General features: G+C 72.5%; 13 protein-coding genes. 6 read left to right on the top strand and 7 right to left on the bottom strand.

Annotated elements, in window-relative coordinates; all coding sequences use genetic code 11:
* Window positions 1-230 precede the first annotated feature (230 nt).
* Window positions 231-623, top strand: a complete 393-nt coding sequence (locus O0S08_RS13440) for a response regulator (RefSeq protein ID WP_269039510.1) — start codon at window positions 231-233, stop codon at window positions 621-623.
* 230 nt (window positions 624-853) lie between these two features.
* Complete coding sequence (locus O0S08_RS13435) at window positions 854-1,936, top strand: hypothetical protein (protein ID WP_269039509.1); 1,083 nt, start codon at window positions 854-856, stop codon at window positions 1,934-1,936.
* Here the strand turns inward: O0S08_RS13435 and O0S08_RS13430 are convergent.
* Entirely contained in the window at window positions 1,915-3,255 is a 1,341-nt protein-coding gene (locus O0S08_RS13430) for an NTP/NDP exchange transporter (protein WP_269039508.1), read from the bottom strand. The two genes, O0S08_RS13435 and O0S08_RS13430, sit on opposite strands and share 22 nt — an antisense overlap.
* A gap of 128 nt (window positions 3,256-3,383) precedes the next feature.
* Between O0S08_RS13430 and O0S08_RS13425 the strand changes: the two genes are divergently transcribed.
* A complete protein-coding gene (locus O0S08_RS13425) occupies window positions 3,384-4,586 on the top strand; it encodes an NAD-dependent epimerase/dehydratase family protein (RefSeq protein WP_269039507.1) in 1,203 nt (400 codons plus the stop codon).
* Window positions 4,587-4,712: 126 nt separating this feature from the next.
* Here O0S08_RS13425 and O0S08_RS13420 read toward each other — a convergent pair whose 3' ends face one another.
* Window positions 4,713-8,369 carry a M36 family metallopeptidase gene (locus tag O0S08_RS13420; RefSeq protein ID WP_269039506.1) on the bottom strand — a complete coding sequence of 1,219 codons (3,657 nt, stop codon included), beginning with the start codon at window positions 8,367-8,369 and terminating at the stop codon, window positions 4,713-4,715.
* Between the two features lie 351 nt (window positions 8,370-8,720).
* Here O0S08_RS13420 and O0S08_RS13415 point away from each other — a divergent pair, with 351 nt between their 5' ends.
* Window positions 8,721-10,034 carry a leucine-rich repeat domain-containing protein gene (locus O0S08_RS13415; RefSeq protein ID WP_269039505.1) on the top strand — a complete coding sequence of 438 codons (1,314 nt, stop codon included), beginning with the start codon at window positions 8,721-8,723 and terminating at the stop codon, window positions 10,032-10,034.
* Between the two features lie 32 nt (window positions 10,035-10,066).
* Here O0S08_RS13415 and O0S08_RS13410 read toward each other — a convergent pair whose 3' ends face one another.
* Window positions 10,067-11,110, bottom strand: a complete 1,044-nt coding sequence (locus O0S08_RS13410) for a hypothetical protein (RefSeq protein WP_269039504.1) — start codon at window positions 11,108-11,110, stop codon at window positions 10,067-10,069.
* A gap of 212 nt (window positions 11,111-11,322) precedes the next feature.
* Between O0S08_RS13410 and O0S08_RS13405 the strand changes: the two genes are divergently transcribed.
* Window positions 11,323-12,096: a sulfite exporter TauE/SafE family protein gene (locus tag O0S08_RS13405; protein ID WP_269039503.1), complete on the top strand. Its 774-nt coding sequence runs from the start codon at window positions 11,323-11,325 to the stop codon at window positions 12,094-12,096.
* 278 nt (window positions 12,097-12,374) lie between these two features.
* Here the strand turns inward: O0S08_RS13405 and O0S08_RS13400 are convergent, their stop codons facing one another.
* From O0S08_RS13400 to O0S08_RS13385, 4 genes are all read right to left on the bottom strand, one after another.
* Complete coding sequence (locus O0S08_RS13400; protein ID WP_269039502.1) at window positions 12,375-14,024, bottom strand: DUF4215 domain-containing protein; 1,650 nt, start codon at window positions 14,022-14,024, stop codon at window positions 12,375-12,377.
* Between the two features lie 917 nt (window positions 14,025-14,941).
* Window positions 14,942-15,250: a hypothetical protein gene (locus O0S08_RS13395; RefSeq protein ID WP_269039501.1), complete on the bottom strand. Its 309-nt coding sequence runs from the start codon at window positions 15,248-15,250 to the stop codon at window positions 14,942-14,944.
* 32 nt (window positions 15,251-15,282) lie between these two features.
* A complete protein-coding gene (locus O0S08_RS13390; RefSeq protein ID WP_269039500.1) occupies window positions 15,283-15,798 on the bottom strand; it encodes a hypothetical protein in 516 nt (171 codons plus the stop codon).
* Between the two features lie 33 nt (window positions 15,799-15,831).
* Window positions 15,832-16,710, bottom strand: a complete 879-nt coding sequence (locus tag O0S08_RS13385) for a sigma factor-like helix-turn-helix DNA-binding protein (RefSeq protein ID WP_269039499.1) — start codon at window positions 16,708-16,710, stop codon at window positions 15,832-15,834.
* A 25-nt stretch (window positions 16,711-16,735) separates the two neighbouring features.
* Here O0S08_RS13385 and O0S08_RS13380 point away from each other — a divergent pair, with 25 nt between their 5' ends.
* Window positions 16,736-19,324 (top strand): serine/threonine-protein kinase, encoded by a 2,589-nt coding sequence (locus O0S08_RS13380; RefSeq protein WP_269039498.1) that lies wholly within the window; start codon window positions 16,736-16,738, stop codon window positions 19,322-19,324.
* Window positions 19,325-20,256 lie beyond the last annotated feature (932 nt).

Here is a 20,256-nt window from a genome sequence, read left to right as displayed (position 1 = left end):
GCGCATTTCGATCGACGCGCGGCGAGCCGGGCGCCGCCTGCGCGGCCGCGCGCAACGGCATGGGTCCACGCCACCCCGGCCGTCGCGGACAGCCGTCGTTCGCCCGCCTGCAGCGGTTTCACGGCGGGCTGAGAGCCCCCAACGTGGCGCACTGCGCTCCGAGTTTGCTCTGGACGGGGAACCGTAAACCTTGCACCCTGGAGGGCGTGACGACACGTGCTCCACGGGTCTTGGTTGTTGAGGACGACGCGGCGACGGCCAGGGTGGTCAAGGGCGCGCTGACCGAGGCCGGGTTCGTCGTCGAGACCCTGGACAAGGGCTTCTTGCTGGTCGCGGTCGTCATGCGCTTCCAGCCCGACATGGTGGTGCTCGACCTCAACCTCCCGGACATGCGGGGCGACACGGCCATGAAGATGGTCCGGCGGGCCACCAACGTCGGCGGCAAGACCCTCCCGGTGGTCATCCTCAGCGGCATGCCGATCGAGCAGCTGATGGAGATCCAGGGCCACCTGGGCGCCGTGGGCTGCATCCAGAAGCCGGCCTCGCTGGACACCATCGTCGACCGCCTGTGCCAGCTGCTGTCGTGGCCGCGCAAGGATCGCAAGCCCGAAGCCGCGACCTGACCGGCCGGCCGGCTGACCTGTCCGCCGGGGCATGTCCGTTTCGACATGTCCCCGAAGCCCGATGGCCTTCGCGCGCGGACCGTCGCGTTCGAAGCTCGCGGCCGATCGTCCGCGCCGGCGGCGAGGCCGCGCGCCGACCTGTCCGCAAGGTCATGTTCCGCGCGGCCCCGACCGCGTCGGCGCACGCCGGCCCGCCGCCTCGCGCGGATCGCCTGCGCTAGCATCGGCCGATGTCGGTCCGCCGCTGCGCCCTCGCGTTCGCCGTCCTGCCGCTGCTGTCCGGCTGCTTCAAGGACGACGGCGCCGCGCTGACGCAGACCGGCGGCTCGTCCGAACCTGGCCCTTCGACCAGCACCGGCCCCGGCACCACCACCGGCGACCTGCCCGATCCGTCGACCACGACCGGCGGCTCCGACACCGCCAGCACGACCACCACCGGCGGGCCGGACCCCACGGACAGCACCACCGAGGCGTCGCTGTGCCCCGGCGAGATCGAGTGCACGCCCGCCGAGGTCATGGACACCGGGGCGCTGTGCGACCCGTGCGGCCGCGTCCGTCGCACCTGCCAGGCCGACTGCACCTGGGGCCCCGACGAGTGCGTCGAGGACGCCAGCTCGTGCGCCTACTGGTACGTCGACGACCTCCAGCTCGGCTGGCAGCGCGTCGCCCTGCCCCAGCCGCCGCCCCGGCACGCGCCCGCGGGCCCCGTGAAGGCGGCCTTCGACCTCCACGCCGACGACCAGATCGTCGTCCTGACCGAGGCCACCTACCACGTGCTCCAGGGCAGCGACCACGCCTGGATCGGCTCCGGCCCCCTGACCGACCTGTTCCCCGACCTGCCGTTCCCGGTGCTGCAGGCCTACGCCGTCCACAACCCCGATCTCGGCACCTACGACGTCTACGCCGTCGGCGACCCGCTCGCGTGGGTCTACACCCTCGCGTTCCAGCCGGGCGGCTTCAAGACCCAGTTCGCGCTCGAGGGCCCCTGCTGCAGCTCGTTCACCCCGCTCGTCAACCCCGGCACGCCCGCGGCCGTGCGCGACCTGGTCGTCGACCTCGACGCCCCGTTCTCGTGGGTCGGCGGCCAGTTCTACGCCACCTGCATCGACGAGCTGGCGGCGCTCGGCCGCTACGCCGCCTGGCTGACGCCCACCGATGTCTTCCTGCAGGACGTCGGCCTGTGCTTCGAGATGGTCTCGCAGGCCCCGCTGGCCGAGTTCCCGCCGTTCGCCGCCGCGGGCGCCCCGCCCGGCGAGCGCCTCGGCGGCGCCGCCATGCTCGGCGAGCGCCTCTACGTGTTCGCCGGCGACTGACCTGCCTCTTCAGACCTGTCCTCTTCAACCTGCTCGTTCGCACCTGTGCTTTCGAGCCTGCGCGAAAGAACAGCCCACGGCAGGCACAGCGCCGCCGCCACCCCGCACAGCCCCGGGGCCGCCAGGCCGAGCAGGCCGAGCCCGCCGTACAGCCAGGCCGCGGCGACGTCGCCGCCGCGGTACAGCGCGGTGTCGATCAGGTGCTTGGCCTTGTACTTGGCCTCGCGCCCGGCCTGGGTGAACAGCACCTCGCGGGCCGGCTTGGCCAGCGAGAAGTCGGCCGCGCGGCGCAGCACCTGGAAGCCGATCAGCACCGCCAGCACCGGCGACGCCGCCAGCACCGCGAAGCCCACCAGCGAGATCAGGGGCAGGAGCGCCAGCGTCCAGCCGACCCCGAGCCTGGGGATGAGGCGCCCGACCGCCAGCCCTTGCAGCGCCACGCTGATCGCGTTGACCGCGAGGTCGGCCTTGGCGAACAGCGCGGTGCGCTCGGCGGGGTCGGCGAGCGCCGCCTTGACGATCCGCGCCTGCTCGAAGTAGGCGAACGTCGCCGTGGTGGTGAGCAGCACGATCCACAGCGAGATCCCGCGCAGCCGCGGCGAGCGGGCGATCAGCACGAACGCCGCCAGCGCCCCGCCGCCGATCGGCCGGGCGTCCATCGACATGGCCTTTCGCGCATGTTCTTCCGAACCTGTGCGAAAGGACCGCATCAGCCCGCGCGCGCAGGCGATCGCGCCCTCGAGGAACAGCGCCGCGAGCAGCACCAGCGCCGGCGCGCCGACGTGGGGCACCAGCGCCGCGGTCAGCAGCGGGCCGAGGATCGCCCCGGCGCTGCCGCCCGCGGCCACCAGGCCGAACAGGCGCTCGCCCTGCTCGCGGCGCCACAGATCGGCCATCAGCTCCCAGAACACCGACACGACCAGCAGGTTGTAGACGGCCGCCCACACGAAGAAGCTGCGGCCCGTCCACACCAGCACCGGCCCGTCGGCGAGCGCGAACAGGGCGACGAAGCCGAGCAGCACCAGCGCGCAGAAGCGGTACACCAGCGGCACGATCGTGCGCCGGCCGAACCGCGCCACCACCCACGAGTAGACCGGCACGGCCGCCAGCATCACCACGAAGGTCGCCGAGAACAGCCACGGCAGCCCGTCGACGCCCCCGGCCGCTCCCATCTCGTCGCGCAACGGTCTCAGGATGTAGAAGGAGCACAGGGCGCAGAAGATCAGCCCCGCCGACCACAAGGCCCCCGGCAGCTCCTCCCGCTGCAGCGGCGCGATCGCCCGCGCCATACGCCACACCCGCCCCTCTTCTTCTGCCATCGCCGCGACTATAGGGGACGGCCGCTCGTCCCGGTCGCGCGTCGCAGCGAGCGACCGCTCCACCGCCTCACGTCGGTCGCTCGAAACTCGCCCGCGGGCCTGCGGGTCGTACCACCACCGAGCCCTGCATGAGCCTCGCACGTCGCCGCTTCCTCCGCCTCGCCAGCGCCGCCCTCGGCTTCGCCGCCTGTCGCCCCGGCGCCGGCGAACAGACCGCCGCACCCACCACCTCGAGCGCCCCGCCGCCCGCCGATCCGCCCCTGCGCCCCGAGCCCGTCTTGCTCGGAGGACAGGCGCAGAAGATCCTGATCCTCGGCGGCACCGCCTTCCTCGGCCCGCAGTTGGTCGAGGCCGCCCAGCGTCGCGGTCACAGCGTCACCCTGTTCAACCGCGGCAAGACCCGGCCCGAGCTGTTCCCCGACGTCGAGAAGCTCCGCGGCGACCGCGACGGCGACCTCAAGGCGCTCGAGGGTCGCCAGTGGGACACCGTCATCGACACCTCCGGCTACGTCCCGCGGGTCGTCAAGGCCTCGGCCGAGCTGCTGGCGCCGAACGTGCGCCAGTACGTGTTCATCTCGACGATCTCCGTCTACGCCGACACCAGCAAGGTCGGCATCGACGAGGACTCGCCGGTCGCGGTCGCCCCCGACCCGAAGACCGAGGACATCCCGGCCCACTACGGCGCGCTCAAGGCCCTGTGTGAGCAGGCCGCCGAGGCGGCCATGCCCAAGCGGACCACCGTCGTCCGCCCCGGCCTCATCGTCGGCCCCGGCGACGGCAGCGACCGCTTCACCTACTGGCCGGTCCGCGTGGCCGCCGGCGGCGAGGTGCTCGCGCCCGGCGACCCGGCCAACCCGGTGCAGTTCATCGATGTCCGCGACCTCGCCGAGTTCATCATCACCGCGATCGAGGGCGGCCACGTCGGCGTCTACAACGCCAACGGCGCGCCGATGCCGATGGGCGATCTCTTGAACGGCAGCAAGACCGCGCTCGCCAGCAATGCGGAGTTCACATGGGTCGACCGCCAGTTCCTGGCCGACAACAAGGTCGAGCCGTGGAGCGACCTGCCGGTGTGGATCCCGCCCGACCCCGGCTTCGAGGGCGCGACGGCCGTCCGCATCGACCGCGCGACCGCCATCGGCCTCAAGTTCCGCCCGCTGGCCGAGACCGTGACCTCGACCGTCGCCTGGTGGAACACCCTGCCCGAGCCGCGCCGGGCCAAGATGCGCGCGGGCATCACCCGCGAGCGCGAGGCCGAGCTGCTGGCCGCCTGGCACGCCGCCCACCCGGCCCCCGGCAAGCCCAAGGCGAAGAAGAAGAAGGCCGCGTAGCGCGGGCCCGAGCCCTCGCCTCGCGTCGCACCGCAACGAAGGGCATGTCCATCAAGACATGCCCTTCGTGCCATGTACCTTCGAGCATGCCTTATCGAACATGCCCGTCGGGACATGCCCCGAGCGCTACGCGCTCCGTCGCCGGCGCCGCAGGAGCCCCGCAAGCGCCAGCAGCCCGGCACCCTGCCAGCCGCCGCCCGCGTCGGAGCGGCAGGCGCAGCCGTCGTCCTGGCCGGTCTGCGACGGTCCGGTGGCCGAGTCGGTCTCGCCGGTCGAGGGCTCGTCGGGCGCGTCGGTCGAGCTGCTCGACGTGTCCTCGCCCTCGCTGGTGGTCGGCACCGGGCCGACGCAGTCGCCGGGGTCGCTGACCCACCCGGGGAACGGCGTGTTGGTCACGCCGGAGAAGCCGAGGTTGTCGATGTCCCAGCCGGGCGCGCCGGTGGAGACGTCGGTGCCGGCGCGGAAGCGCACGAGGATCTCCTGGCCGGCGAACGCCGTCCCGAGGTCGACCTCGACGTGCTCGAGCAGCGGGTACGACGGGCTTATCACGACGTAGCCCGGCCGGTTCGACAGCGGGTTGTCGCTGCTGGCGATCGTGCCGGTGTAGCCGGGATCGCCGAACTTGGACAGGTCGTCCCAGCTCTTGCCCTGATCGGCGGAGATCTCGACGACCCCGCCGTCCCACGCGTAGACGTTGGTGTCCGCGTCGACCGCCGAGTCGAAGAAGTAGGCGTGGTCGAAGGAGATCTTCAGCGGCTGGTCGGCCGAGACCTTCATCGGCGGCGACATGAGCCAGGTGTCGCTGGTGGCGTCGGCGTCGTCTGCGTGCCAGCCCTTGCCGCTCGACGCGTTGGCCGCGCGCGACCACAAGGTCCCGCCGCCGTTGCCGCCCAGGGTCCACAGGGTGTCCGCGGCCTCGACGTCGTCGACCGACGACGCGGCGCTGGTCGGGTCGCCGTTGAGGACCACCGCCAGCTCGCGGACGGTCTCGGTCGTGCAACCATCGGGCGTGGTCATGCTGACCGTGAAGGTCACGTTCTCGACCCCCGGCAGCGCCTCGGGCAGCTCGAACGGGAACTGCAGCGACAGCGACTCCCGCGGCGCCACCGTGTCGAGCGCGAGCTTCGTCTCGCCGGAGAACGTCACGCTCGGGCTCGACGCGGTCACCACCAGCTCCGCGCCCGCGAGGTCGCCGCCGCCGAGGTTGTCGATCTTGACGTTGAGGACCCCGGGCTCGCCGACGTCGACCACGCCGTCCATGTCGCACGACATCGTCAGGTCGTCGACCGCCGCCGCCGCGATCACCCCGAGCGGCCGGACCTCGAAGTCCTCCATCACGCCCTCGAAGGTCACCGAGCCGCGCCCCGGCCCGACCGCGCAGGTGCCCGCGCCGCGCCGGGCGAACGCCGTCGCCGCGGCCGCGTAGTCGGCCGGATCGGCGGCCGCCATCGCCGCCAGCAGGGCGTCGCGCTGCTCGGTGTAGGTCGGCCCCACCGGCGCCATCATCATGCCGGTGACGATGTAATCGCTCATCGCCCGCCGCACCTCGTCGAAGCTCTTGCGCCCCGAGTTGACCTTGTGCAGCGCGACGTAGACCTCCCACATCATCGTCGTCCACACCTCGCCGGCGTTGTGCGACTCGTAGTTGGGCGCGCCGAACTGGTCGTTGACCGGGTGCTCGTCGGGCAGCGGCTCGCCGGCGGCGATGTGGCGGAAGGTCAGCGCGTTCTTGGTGATGTCGACCGAGTACGGGACCCGTCGGACGCCGAAGTAGCCGGTCGGATCGGAGCTGGCGTAGACGTGGTCGGCGTAGGTGCCGTCGAGGTCTTCACCTGGCCGCAGGGCCATGTGGAGCGCGAGGAAGTCGCCCCAGCCCTCGCCCTGGGCCCGGCACTGCCAGCTGACGCACTCGACCAGGCGGTTGTGGATGAAGTGGCCCCACTCGTGCGCGACCACCATGTTGTCGATCGTGCCGTCGCGCTCGGGCGGGCTGTTGCCGACCATGTGGGCGGTCAGCGGGCCGTTCATCAGCTGGGCCTTGAGCGCGTCGCCGTCGGCCTTCGACAGCCCCTGGCCGGGGATCGTCGGGTCGTCGATCATGGGGTCGGGCCCCGGCGGGTAGGCCGGCATGTCGGACAGGATGTCGGGGTAGATCACGCCGACCGCCCCCGCCGCCTCGGCGAGGTTGGCCTTGAGCTCGAAGGCGCAGGTGCCCCGATCGATCAGCACGATCTTGCCGGCGAGGTCGTTGAGCGGCGGCTCGCAGCCGTCGGTCGGGCTCTTGCCCATGCCGTCGTCGACCACCACCAGCTCGGCGGTGACGTCGTAGATCTTGGGCCCGAACCCGGCCTGGCCGACCGCGAGCGGCTGGTCGTCGACCGTCAGCGACAGGTCGGTCGACAGCGCGCTGTAGAGGAACATGTGCATGTGCGGCGACTCGCCGTCTTCGAGCGTCACCATGAACGCGTTGTCGCGCGACTGTCCGAGGCCGTCGTCCTGGGCCAGCGCCAGCAGCGGGTCGCCACCGGCGCCGCCGCGCCCGAAGTTGTCGACCTGCGCGTTGCCGGCCCCCTCGTTGAAGCCGGAGTCGTACCACCAGTCGTGCATCCAGTTGGTGACGTAGAACAGCTGCGTCACCGCGGCCATGCTCTGCTCGTGGTCGGCGATCGGCTCCTTCGTCAGGTCGTAGGCGCGGTCGAAGCTCCCGGGCGCGGTGACCGTGGCGCGGAAGTCCTTGACGCCGAGCTTCTCGTCGCCGCCGTGGTTGGCGTAGGCGTCGACGTTGTTGCCGTTCGTCTCGGTCGCCCCGGGCGGCAGCCACGGGTCGGCGGCGCCGTCGGGGTTGGTGTTGAAGCCCTCCATCGACACGAGCCCCGGCGCCACGCCGGCCGGCATCTCGCCCGACGGCTCGCCCAGCGGGTGCGGCGTGTAGTCCTGCAGCGGCCCCTCGAGCGGGCGGCGGTCGCCCTCTTCGTCGGCCCACACGCGGTACGAGAACGCGTCGTGCTGCTTGGCGTCGCTGCGGGCCAGCACGCGCCCGTCGTCGGCCGCGATCACGTAGACGAACGCCTCCGGCTCGCCGCCCGCGGGCGTGGCCTGGACCTCGACGCGGTGGGCCGGCACCAGCGATCGCCCGACCGGGAAGTACACCGGCCGCACCCGCGCCGGCCGATCGACGCGCAGGCCCGCCGGCGCCTTGGCCAGGGTGTAGGGCACCCGGCCGGCGGCGTCGGCCGAGCGGGTCGCGACCCACCTGTCCGCCGGGACATCCACGCCGAACAGGTCACGCACCGCCGCCGACACGCCCGCCGGCGCGCTCACCGAGGCCGCGCGGGCGCTGCTCGCCAGCGCGGCCGGGTGCGGGCTGCCACCGATCGCGCGCAGGCCGAGGCCGCGGTCGAGCAGCACCTTGACGTCGCTGTGCATGACGTCGACGCCGCCGACCGTCGGCCGGAGGATGACCACGATCCCGCCGCGGCCGGTGTCGTGCACGTGGACCAGGCGCGCGTCGGCGAGGGCCGCTCGCGGGACCGCATACAGGGGGCGCAGCCGCTCGAGGTGATGCCGCGCGGCCTGCTCGGGCGAGGCCCCCCGCGGCGCCGGACCGGACGCCCACACGAACGACGGCACGCCGTCGTGACGCGAGGCCACCACCGCGTCGCCCGCGACCTCGGCGGCGATCGCCGGCGCAGGCGACCCGGACGCATAGGCGGGCGCGAGCGCGGCGGTCAGTGTCAGAAGATATCCGCAGGAGACGAACCCTATCCTCGATCGACGGTGCATCGGCGCCGAGCTTAGCCAATCGACCCCCCGTGTCGAGCCGCGTCGAACCGACCTGCGAGCGGCGCGTGGTCGCGCGCCGGAGCTGCGACGAGCACCGACCTGTCCGTTCGTACAGATGCTGCCGGGCCCCACGACGGCCGCGGGACCACGCGCCCACCTCCGCGTACGCGAGGCCGCGGCGGAATCAGGGCGACGGGCCGAGAGTCACGACGAACGCTGCGTCGCGCCGCGCGGCCATGCCCCACGCGGAGAACGCGCTCGTCGGCCCGCCCATCAGCCCGCCGCCGCGTCTCGCACGTTCGGCGAGCGACCCGGTCGCGCGTACGGTCGAACTCCGGCATCATGGCTACCATGCTTGGCTTTCTCCGTTATCGATTTCTACCTGTCCTTTTGTTCATATGCGCATGTCCTGACGACGGCACCGTCCCCGGTCCGCTCGACACCGACACCGCGAGCGAGACAGGCCCGACGGGGGGAGCCACGGACGAACTGACGGTCGGTTCGTCGGCGACGACGATGGGGCCGACCGACCCCGACACCACGCCGACCACCAGCGATACCGAGGACGTGGCGACCGCCGGTTCGGGCGGCGGCGACGTCTCGAGCACCTTCGATCCGCCGGCGGCCTGCGGTCCCTCGTGCGACAGCTTCTCGTCGCACGAGGGCATGGTGATGCTCACCGGCGCCGGCGCCAACTTCGCCTGCGTGAACCACATCGTCGGCGACCTGTACATCGGCGCCAACGCCGGCCTGCAGGAGATCGCCAGCCTCGGCAACCTCGAGCGGGTCGAGGGCACGGTCACGATCGCCGGCAACCTCGAGCTCGCCGACCTGTCGGGCCTCGCCTGCCTGCGCGAGGTCGAGGCGCTGAAGCTGACCAGCATGCCGCAGCTCGACGACCTGCACGCGCTGGCCAACCTGCGCGTCGCCCCGCACCTCGAGTTCGAGCGCCTCGGCATCACCGGCCTGCCGACCTTCGCCCCCGACTTCGCCGGCGTCTCGTCCCTGATCCTGCGCGACAACGACGCCCTGGTCGACCTGCACGCGGCGGCGACCTGGGGCGTCGCCGCCGCGCCGCTCGAGCTGCACATCGAGGGCAACGCGGTCCTGCCGGGCATCAGCGGCCTCGGCGGCCTTTTGGCCGACAACGGCGCCAACAAGGTCCTCATCGAGCTGCTCGACCTGCCCAAGCTCGCCTCCCTGACCGGGCTCGAGCCGGTGGTCCAGGCCGACCTCCACTTCCAGCGGCTGCCCAAGGTCCCCGGCTTCGCCCCGCTGGCCAACCTCGTCAGCGGCGGCCAGCTCACCTTCAACGCCCTGCCTGCGGTCGGCGACCTCGAGGGCCTGGGCGCGCTCGCCTCGGTCGGCACCTTCACGATCGGCGACTGCTCGCACGGCGACGACGGCGGCATGGACGGCCTCACCAGCCTCGTCGGCCTCGACAGCCTGGTCTCGGTCGGCCACTTCGCCCTGGCCGGCAACGACCACCTCGCCTCGCTCGCCGGCGCGCCGCAGCTGAGCCAGATCGACGGCTTCTCGTCGGTCGGCAACCCGGCCCTGAGCCAGAGCGACTACGACACCTTCTTCAACCAGCTGGAGGGCGTCCCGTGGGGCTGCGTCGGCAGCTGGGGCCGCTGCGAGTGCTTCCCGATCAATCCGGGGTGACCCAAGGGGCATGCCCTCGGGGCCATGTCCCTTCAAACATGCTCGTTCGGACCTGTTGCATCGCGCATGTCCCCGGGGGCACCCTCGACCAGCAGCAGCGCCGCGGCGCACAGCTCGAGGTGGCCGTGGAAGCGGGCCATGCGGAAGTAGCCGTGGCAGGCGGCCATCAGGTCGCGGGCGGCCCACACCGCCAGGGCGACCGCCACTGCGATCGCCGCCCACAGCAGCGGCCGGCCCATGTCGGCCCTCAGCCCCTCCCAGCGGGCGCGGTAGGTCGGCGGGGTCGCGCGCGCGCGGTCCTCGTCGGGCAGGAGGCCAAGCCACACGCCGTAGTGGATCGTCTGGGCGAAGCAGAACAGCAGGACCAGCCGCAGCGCCCAGTCCGGGCCGATGCCCGGCGACAGCCGCCACACCTGGTAGTCCGGCCCCATCCCGCCGCCGAACCACTGCAGCCCGCCGCTGGCGCGCACCGCCCACAGCGCGGCGTCGCTGACCAGGAACACGCTCGCCGCGACCATGAGCGCCAGCGGCAGCCAGTGCAGCCGCGAGGTCCGCGGCCGCCAGGCCCACCACAGCAGCACCGCGATCGCGTTGTGAAGGTGGGCGAACACCACGTCGCCGGTGCGCCCGAGCGCGGCGAAGCTGCCGGCCAGCGCCGCCACCATCACCACCCCGAGCGCGCGCCGGCCGGGGCTCGCGCGCGCCGCCACGACCGCCAGGCCGGCGGCGAGGAAGCCCCACAGCAGCTGCCCGCCGAGCGCGACGTAGACGAGCGGCGGGCCGGCCAGCGCGACCAGAGCGGCGCGGCGGTGATAACCTGGCCGAACGAGCATGTAGCGAAGGTCCGCCACGAGGTGCGGCACGCCCCACACCAGCGGCCCGAGGATCAGCAGCCACAGCGGCGCGAGCAGCGTGGCCGCCAGCGCGGTGCCGACCATGGTCGAGCCGAGCACGGCGATCCGCAGCTCGCGGCGGCGGATCAGCGGCCGGACGAGGCGCCCGAGGCGGCGGAGCCACCACCGCCGCACCACATCGGCCGCGCCGATCGGGCCGTGGAGGAGCGTCGTCGCGGTCATGCCCCTCGTCGACGTCGGCGCGCGAGCCACAGCGCCAGCAGCACGAGCCAGCCCGCGCCGCCGGCCTCCGCATCGATCCGGCACCCGGCCTTCTTCGGCGGCGGGCCCGGGGGAACGTCCACGCGCGTAGCGAGCGTCACGGCCGCACGATCGCACACGCGGCGGCGGCCTGGGAAGGTGCGCCGGCGCGGGCGATCGCGTACCGTCCCTCCGTGCTCGCCTCGCCGACCGGCGATCTCCTGGCCCACCCGTTCGTCGGCCCGGCCGCGCTCGTGCTCGCCGGCGTGCTCGCCGGCGTGCTCAACACCCTCGCCGGCGGCGGCTCCTTCGTCATCCTGCCGCTCTTGATCGGCCTCGGCCTGCCGCCCGGGGTCGCCAACGCGACCAGCCGGATCGGCGTGCTCGCCCACGGCTCGGCCGCCGCCCTCACGTTCGCGCGCGACCGCGCCCTGCACACCGGCCTGGTCGCGCGCCTGGCCGCGCCGATGTGCGCCGGGGCGCTGCTCGGCGCCTGGCTGGCGACCCGCACCAGCGACGCGGTGCTGCGCCCGGTCATCGGCGCGGTGCTGGTCGCGTGGGCCTTGTTCCTGGTCGTTCGGCCAGGTCGCATGATGGCCCCGCCGCCCGAGCCGCGCCCGCCGGGCCTCGCCGCGTACGCCCTCGCGCTGCTGATCGGCGTCTACGGCGGCTTCCTGCAGGCCGGCGTCGGCTTCCCGCTGATCGCCCTGTTCGTCTCCCACCTCGGCCACGACCTGCTGCGGGCCAACGCCGCCAAGGTCGCGCTGGTGTTCGTCTACACCCTGCTGGTCGTCGCGGTGTTCGCCGCCGCCGGCCAGATCGACTGGCCGCGCGCCGGCGTGCTGGCGATCGGGATGACCTTCGGCGGCTGGCTCGGCGCCCGCATGCAGCTCCGCGCCGGCGCGCCGCTGGTCCGCTGGGCCATCGTCGTCATGGTCGCGGTCAGCGGCGCGTCCCTGCTGGTCTGAAGGCCAGGTCGCCCGCGCGACGCACATGTCCCGAAGGACATGTCGTGGCCACCGAGCGAGGCCGGCGCCTGCGATCCCCGGCCGGGAGTCGCAGGCGCCGGCCTCGTCGCTACGTGTCGCTGCTTACTTCCGGTGGGTCATGAAGTAGCCCATCATCGCGTTGGTGAACGCGAACGGCTGGAGCATCTCGTTGTCCTGCCAGTCGAAGTCGGTGGCCCACAGGCGGCCGAGGCCGAGGTCGCGGTAGCCGGTGGCCGCCGCGTTGGCGTTCCAGCCGGTCAGCGTCGTGATCCCGGCGAAGCCGCTGACGCTGAACCCGCAGCCGGTCTGGTTGAGGTTGTGGGCGACGAACGGGACCTTGGTCCAGATCTTGTCGCCGGGTTGAACTGGACCACCGCCGGCATGGTGTCCTGGCACGAGCCGTTGCCGCCGCCCTGCGCGGTGGCGCCGAACGCCAGCGACCACACGTCGTCGGAGATGCTGTACTCGGTCATGACGATGCCGCCGGCGTTGAGGTACGCCTGCAGCGCCGGAGCGCCGATCCCCCCGCCCCAGCTGCGGGTGATGAACAGCGCCTGCGTCTGCGCGTCGGGGGCGCAGCTGTTCGACACGGTCCAGCTGTAGCCGGCGGGGAAGTAGTTCGAGACCGGGCGGGCGGTGGTGCCGCAGATCATCACCTTCGACCGGATGGCGACGCACGACGTGTCGCAGCCGTCCTGGTTGTTGGCGTTGGCGTCGTCGCACTCCTCGCTGCCGTCGACGACCCCGTTGCCGCACATCGGCTCCTTGCACAGGTTGTTGCAGGCGTCGTTGTTGTTGGCGTTGCCGTCGTCGCACTGCTCGACGCCCGCCTGCACGAACCCGTCGCCGCAGGCGGCCGCCTTGCAGTCGGAGATGCACTCGTCGGTGTCGACGGCGTTGGCGTCGTCGCACTCCTCGACGTCTGCCTGCACGAACCCGTCGCCGCAGGCGGCGGCCTTGCACTCGCCGACGCAGGCGTCGGTGTCCGCGGGGTTGCCGTCGTCGCACTCCTCGTCGGGGCCCTGGTCGCCGTCGCCGCACACGTTGAGCACGCACATCGCGTTGCACGGCTTGCCGGGGCCGTTGTCCGCCCCGTCGTCGCACTCCTCGGTGCCGTCGCCGGTGTTGAACAGCTTGCCGTCGCCGCACACGGCGGTCGTGCACGCGGTCGTGCACGCGCCGTTGTCGGTGTTGTCGACCCCGGCGTCGCACTCCTCGCCGGGCTGGACGAACCCGTCGTTGCAGGCCGCGTTGGTGCAGGCGGCGGTGCACTCGTCCTCGTTGACCTGGTTGCCGTCGTCGCACTGCTCGTCCGGCGCGACCACGCCGTCGCCGCAGCCGGCCAGCACGCACGCGTTGGTGCAGTCGTCGTCGTCGACCTGGTTGCCGTCGTCGCAGCCCTCGCCGGGCCCGACGAGCCCGTCGCCGCAGGACGCGTTGCTGCAGCCCGACGTGCACGAGTTCATGTCGCCGTTGTTGGCCCCGTCGTCGCACTCCTCCCCGGGGCCGACGTCGCCGTCGCCGCACGTCGCCATCTGACAGTCCGCCTTGCACGCCTTGCCCGGCCCGTTGTCGGGCCCGTCGTCGCACTGCTCGCCGGCATCGATGACCCCGTCGCCACACTCCGGAGCCTCGCCGGTGGTGTCGATCATGGTGGTGTCGTTGCTGTCGCTGTCGCTGTCGCCGGTCGCCGAGACGCCGGTCGTCGGCTCCCCCGTCGTCGTCGTGGTCGTCGTCGGCGTCGCCGTCGTCGTCGGCTCCCCCGTCGAGGTCCCCGCCTCCGTCGTCGTCCCCATCGTCTCCGTCGCCGTCGCGCTGCCCGTCGACGAATCGCTGCAGGCGCCGCCCCACACGACCAGCCCCAGCGCCGCAAACACGCCCAAGCCCTGTTTCAACCCAACCGCCATTACCTCATCTCCTCCAGGAATAACCTCGTATCATCCAATGAGGCCAATCGACCACATGCGATGTCGCGCTCAACCCCCGCGTACGCCGACGCTGGCCAGCGTTCGGCGCCGAGAATTCGGCCCTCGTGGCCTGCGCCGTGAGGATGCTCTGCCGGAAGCGTGGCATCCGCGTCGGGAGACATCGAAGGCAAAACCACCTCGCGGCTCCGCCTCGATCCACGTCCGTGGCTCTTCTCTCGGAAGGACGAGGTGCTCGGGCGAGGCCGCGAGCATGACGGCCGGGAAGTCTGCGCAAGCAACCTGTCCGCAGAGCCATCCCGCACCGCGGCGCCTGGCCCTGGATCGCTGGCGCGGCCGGGCGTCACGGCGCGACCCGTTCGCCACGCTCTCGGAGAGCGTCAGCATCGGGCCGAAGTGAACGGACCGTTCGTCTGCGGTGCGAAAGGCCGCGACCTCTTGCGCCCAGCGCGGGAGCGTCGATTCGACGCGCGCGATGCATCGCTCTCCCGCGATCTGGGCCGCGAGCTCGATTTATCGCTCAACCGGGCCGCCGACGGGACCGACGTGAGAGGGACGTCCGACGCTGACCATCGACGAGTCAGGTCCGGCGAGGGAGCTCACCGCGACGCGGAGCCCTGGTCGAGCGGCGGGTGAAGAACCTGCGCCCCGGGGCGAGCGTGGCGATGCCGATGACGCCGTGATCTGCGTCCTCCTCCAGGCGATCGCGATCGTGCCGCCTCCACCCGCACCCGCGCAGAGCGTGATTCGTCGATCTACCTCGAGGTTCACCGCGGCGCCGGCGGCGGCTCTCGAGGTGCGCTCGAAAGAGGTACACGCGGCTCCCCGGCGAGACCTCGGGCCGTTCGGCCATGGTCGCGGTCAGCGGCGCGTCCCTGCTGCTCTGAAGGCCAGGTCGGCTACTTCGCCGCGGTGGCTCGCTGGTCCATCTCGCGCAGCTTGGTGATGCAGCCGCGTCCCAGGTTGTAGATCTTCTCGGCTTTCGGGTCGCTGTGGTCGAGCTTTACCGCTTCGTAGAAGGCCGCCTGGGTCACGGCGCAGTCCGCCTCCCGGACCTCGCTCCACGGCTTTTTCATCTGCTCTTGAACGCAGTCGCAGTGCTTGGTCGCTGCCTCCTGCGCCCGCGTGAGCGCCTCCTCCGAGTTCTTGGCACAACCTGCACCCGCGACGAGCGCGAGGAAGAGGGCAATTACGCTGCGTTGATTCATCTTCGACGACTCCTGTTCGTGGCCTTGCCCGCTCATCTCCACAGCGAGAGCTCGTGCCGGGCTTCGCACTGCAGCTCGCGCAGATCGCTTCTTCTTCCGAGAGAGGACGTGTGCATGACGCCGGTCCCGCCGGTCGCGTCGAGCGAGCCCGCGACGCGCGACCGGAACGTCCGCGCCTGGCTCGCCGCGGTCGCCACTCCGCCCACGTCGAAGCTCCCGTCCTTGTCGACGCCGCCGATCAGCCGGCTCGCTTGCAGGGCGCCGTCGATGTCGAGCTGCAGCCGCCCGTCCGTCTGCGAGACGCGCGCTGTCCCCGACTGACGGGCACCCACGTCGCAGACGTGGAGCACCATCAGCTCCGAGATCTTCACCGGCGCGCACACGCCCTCGCACGAGAGCGTCGTCAGCTCCATCGTGTAGTCGCCCGCGAACGCGTCGCCGAGCGCGTCGCCGGCGGGGAGGTCGGTGACGTCCTTCTCCGAGAGCTGCTCGTCACACCCGCTCAGGATCACGGCGAGCGCGATTCCGGCCAGCGTTGAGGTCCGCATGCCGGATAAACCCGCGAGTTTTAAAAAGTCGCATCACTCCGGGGCGAGCACGCGAGAAAAACTGATCTCGAGCCGCGACTGGAGCAGCCGGGCCAGGCTCGCGGCCTCCCCCTCGCTGAGATCGAGGCGCTCCTGAAGCAGCTTCAGGGTGCCCTCCTCGAGGTCGCTGCGGATCTTGGCGAGCCACCGCGCGGCCGTGGAGCGGTGGACCCGGAAGGTCGCGCCGATCTCGTCGATCGAGAGCCCGTGGACCAGGTGCAGCCGCAGCAGCGTCCGATCGCGGGCCGTGAGCGCGGCGAGCGTGTCGGTGAAGGCCTTCGCCAACGCGCTGCGCGCGTGCGCCGCGATCAGCTCGGTCTCCGGATCGAGCTCGATCGCCAGCCGCTCGAACAGCGCCTCGGGATCGTCGTCGCTGCGGCGATCGTCGCGCGCCGCGTTGAGGCCGAGCCGCACCGCCGCGATCCGCACCAGCGCCCCGAGGTCGCCGCCGCCGACGAGCGCGCAGATCCGGGGGTGCTCGCCGGCAGGGGCCACGAACAGGCGCTCACGCAGCCGCTGCAACAGATCGTCGATCACCGCCGCGTCGAGGCGCATCTTTCGCAGAGCCTCGCGCGCGGGCCGGAAGTAGCGCTCTTCGAACCGCTGGAGCGCGCCCGCGTCGCCGCGCGCACAGGCGGCCACCAGCACGAGATCGTCGGGCGGCAGGGCCGACAGCTCGTCGACGAGCCTGACCGTCCCGCGCAGCCGAACCGCGACACACCCCGCGAACGCCTCGTCCGTCACCGCGAGATCCGGCCACGCGAGCCGGCCCCGGTGGAGCAGCTCGGCCAGCGCCGCGGCGACCCGGGTGCGCTCGTCCGCCGGGAGCGGGGCACCCAGCTGCGCTTCAAAGGCCTCCACTGGCGACGGCACGCCGGCCAATGTAAGACACCCAGCCATGGAGTGTCCCGGCGAAGTCGAACTCCTGTCGTGGCTGCGCGGTACTCTGGACCGGGTCGGGGTCGCACGGATCGAGACCCATCTCGACGCGTGCGCCGGCTGCCTCACTGCGGTGGCCGTCCTCGGCCGGATGGAGACCCGACCTGCCGACGATCGCTACGTCGTCGGCGAGGAGATCGCGCGCGGCGGCATGGGGCGGGTGTTCGCGGCGATCGATCGGCTGCTGGATCGGCCGGTCGTGTTGAAGACCGTGCGTGACCCGGCGGGCGCGGCCCGGTTCGCGCGCGAGATGAAGATCACCGCGAGGCTGCAGCACCCGGCCATCGTCACGATCTACGACGCCGGCACCTTCCCCGACGGCGAACCCTTCTACGTGATGCGCCACGTCCACGGGCGCACGCTCGACCGCGCGGCCGCCGACGCGGAGGGCCTCACCGGGCGCCTCGCGCTGCTCCCGGCGGTGATGACGGCGATCGACGCGGTGGCCTACGCCCACGACTGCGGCGTGATCCACCGCGACCTGAAGCCGGCGAACGTGATCGTCGGACGCTTCGGCGAGACCGTCGTCGTCGACTGGGGGCTCGCCAAGTCGGTGCACGAGGACGACGCCGCGCTCGCCAGCGGCCCTGCTCCGGCCGAACCGGGGCTCACGCGCGACGGCACCGTCCTCGGCACGCCCGCGTACATGGCCCCCGAGCAGGCCGCCGGCGAACCAGCCGACGCGCGCAGCGACATCTACGGCCTCGGCGCGCTCCTCCATCACGTGCTCACCGGGGCCCCGCCGTCGCCCCGGGAGCCGGTCGCAGTCACCCGGCGCGAACCGAAGGTCCCCGCGGAGCTCGCCGCGATCGTCGAGCGCGCGACGGCCCGCGAGCCCGACAAGCGCTACGCCCTCGCGCGCGAGCTCGCCGACGACCTGCGCCGGCACCTCGCCGGCCGCCTCGTCGCTGCGCACCGCTACACGCTCGCCGAGCTCGTCCGCAGGTGGGCCTCGCGACACCGCGCCGCGCTGGTCGCCGGGGCCGCGGCGCTCGTCGCAGTCGTCGTGATCGGCGGGGTCGCGGTGCGGCGGGTGATGCTCGCGCGCGACGAGGCGGAGCTCGCCCGCGCGGCCTCGGATCGCAGCCGCGAGCTCGCCGAGACCCAGCGCGCCGCCGCCGAGAAGCTGGTCGGCTACGTCCTCGACGTCCTGCGGGCCCGCCTCGAACCACTCGGTCGCCTCGACCTGCTCGCCGGGGTGGGCGCCGCCGTCGACGACTACTACGAGCGCGTGGCCGTACGCGAGGGCGCCGTCGGCGGTGAGGAGCTGCTGCGGCGGGCCGAGGCCCTCTCGCTCCTCGGCGAGGCCCAGCTCGCGCTCGGCGACCTCGACGCGGCCCAGACCGCCGCTGTCCGCGAGGATGCCATGGCGAGCGCCGCCGTCGCGCGCCTCCCCGGTCGCGCGAGCGATGCTGTCGGGTGCCGCGCGAAGCTCCACCGCGGCGACGTCGCCAAGCGGGGCGGTGACCTCGCGGCGGCCCGCGCCGCCTACGGTTCATGCACCGGCGACCCGGGGCCGGAGTTCGAGGTCCAGAGCCTGCTCGCGCTCGCCGACCTCGATCGGCTCGAGGGCGACTTCGACGCGGTCTTCGCCGGACTCGAGCGAGCCGAGCAGCTCGCCACGACCATCACCGGGCCGAGCCGCCGCAAGCTGCAGTTCTACGTCAGCGACGCGATCGGCACCGCCGCGACCGACCACGGCGACGTCCCCCGGGCGCGTGCCGCCTACGCCGCCAACCTCGAGCGGGCCGAACGGACCGCCGCCGCCGATCCCGGCGACGCCGACGTGCAGCACGAGCTCGCCCTGGCGCTGATCGAGGTCGGACGCGGCGCGCGGCGGGCCGGCGACCCGGAGGCCGCCCGCGAGGCCCTCACGCGGGCGAGGGAGGTCAGCCAGCGCCTGGTCCTCCGCGATCCCGACAACATGTTGTGGCTTCAGGCTCTCGGCACCACCAACGATCAGCTCGGCACGGTGATGCTGCAATCGGGCGACCTCGAGCGAGCCTTGCCCCTCCTGCGCGAGAGCCTGGACGTCAGCGAGCGCCTCGCCGACAGGACGCCGCGCAACCTGGAATGGGCGCGCAGCGTCGCCGTGGCCGCGATCCAGCTCGGCGATCTCTACCGCGCCCGCGAGCAGTTCGCGGAGGCGCGGGCGAGCTTGCTGCGCGCGGTGGAGATCGCCGACCGGCTCGCGGCAGCCAAGCCCGACGACGTCCAGGCCCAGCGCGACCTCGCCGTCGCCCTGCTCCACCTCGGCGACCTCGAGCGCGAGCGGGGCCATCCCGACGCGGTGCGCTCGCTCGAACGAGCAGGCGCGGTCTTCCGCGACCTGCTCCGGCGCAACGACACGCCGCGCGCCCGGACCGACCTCGTGGGAGGCCTGCTCGCCCTCGCCGACGCGCAGCCGGCCACCGCCGCACGCGCGACGATCCGGGAGGCCGACGAGGTCATCACGCCGCTGCGCGCCGCCCTCGCCGCCTCGCCGGACGACGCGGAGCTCCGCCAGGCGATCGCCGACGTCGACGAAGCCCTCGCCACGCCGAGGTGAGACCGACGCCGCCTGACGAGCCGCGTCTTTTGCCGGGATCGAGCCCTCGCGCGCGACCGCAGCGAGCGCTCGGCTCTCGCGCCGCAGCGACATGTCTCCTTCGACATGGTGCGATCTTCACCCGAGCCACGACATGTCTCTTCCGACATGTTCGTATCCTCGGCCCTCCGAGCCCCGCGCCACGCCGGCATGTGCGCGTCCTCGGCCCGGGAGCATCGCTGCGTTCGCCCCGCCACGACATGTCTCTTCCGACATGTGCTTGTCGTCAGCCCGATCGAGCAATTGCCTCCGAGCCCCGCGCCACGCCGGCATGTGTGCGTCCTCGGCCCGGGAGCATCGCTGCGTTCGCCCCGCCACGACATGTCTCTTCCGACATGTGCTTGTCGTCAGCCCGAGCGAGCATTGCCTTCGAGCCCCACGCCAGGCCGACATGTGCGCGTCCTCGGCCCGGGAGCATCGCTGCGTTCGCCCGCGCAACGACATGTCTCTTCGGACATCCGCGCGCCCCGGCCCGAGACGAACATTGCTGACTTCGCTTCGCGTCTCGTCATCATGTGCACGTCATCGTCCACCGTGAGCATCGCTCGCGTTCGCCCCGCGCCACGACATGTCTCTTTCGACATGTGCGTCGCTTCGGTCCGCGGCGAGCCCGGGCGGACCCGGCTCCACCGCCCAACATGTCCTTTCCGGCATGTTCTCGAGATCTGCCGCCGCCGGCGATCGCCCGTGCGGATCGCACGGGCGTCGGCCCGGCGCGTGAAGGTCGAGAGAGGGCGAGCCGGATGTCGGTCGGCGACCGCACCTCCCGCCGACGTCGCGGCACGGTCCGCAAAACGCGGTCCTCGGGGGCGGACCGAGCTGCGACGAATTGCAGCAGGCGGATCGCGGCTGCGCGCTTCCACGCCATGCCGCGGCCGAGCGGCTCGGCTATA

It is taken from the genome of Nannocystis punicea (assembly GCF_026965555.1).
GTDB lineage: Bacteria > Myxococcota_A > Polyangia > Nannocystales > Nannocystaceae > Nannocystis > Nannocystis punicea.
The sequence above is the reverse complement of the archived record's forward strand: the minus strand, read 5'-3'. Positions and strand labels throughout refer to the sequence as shown.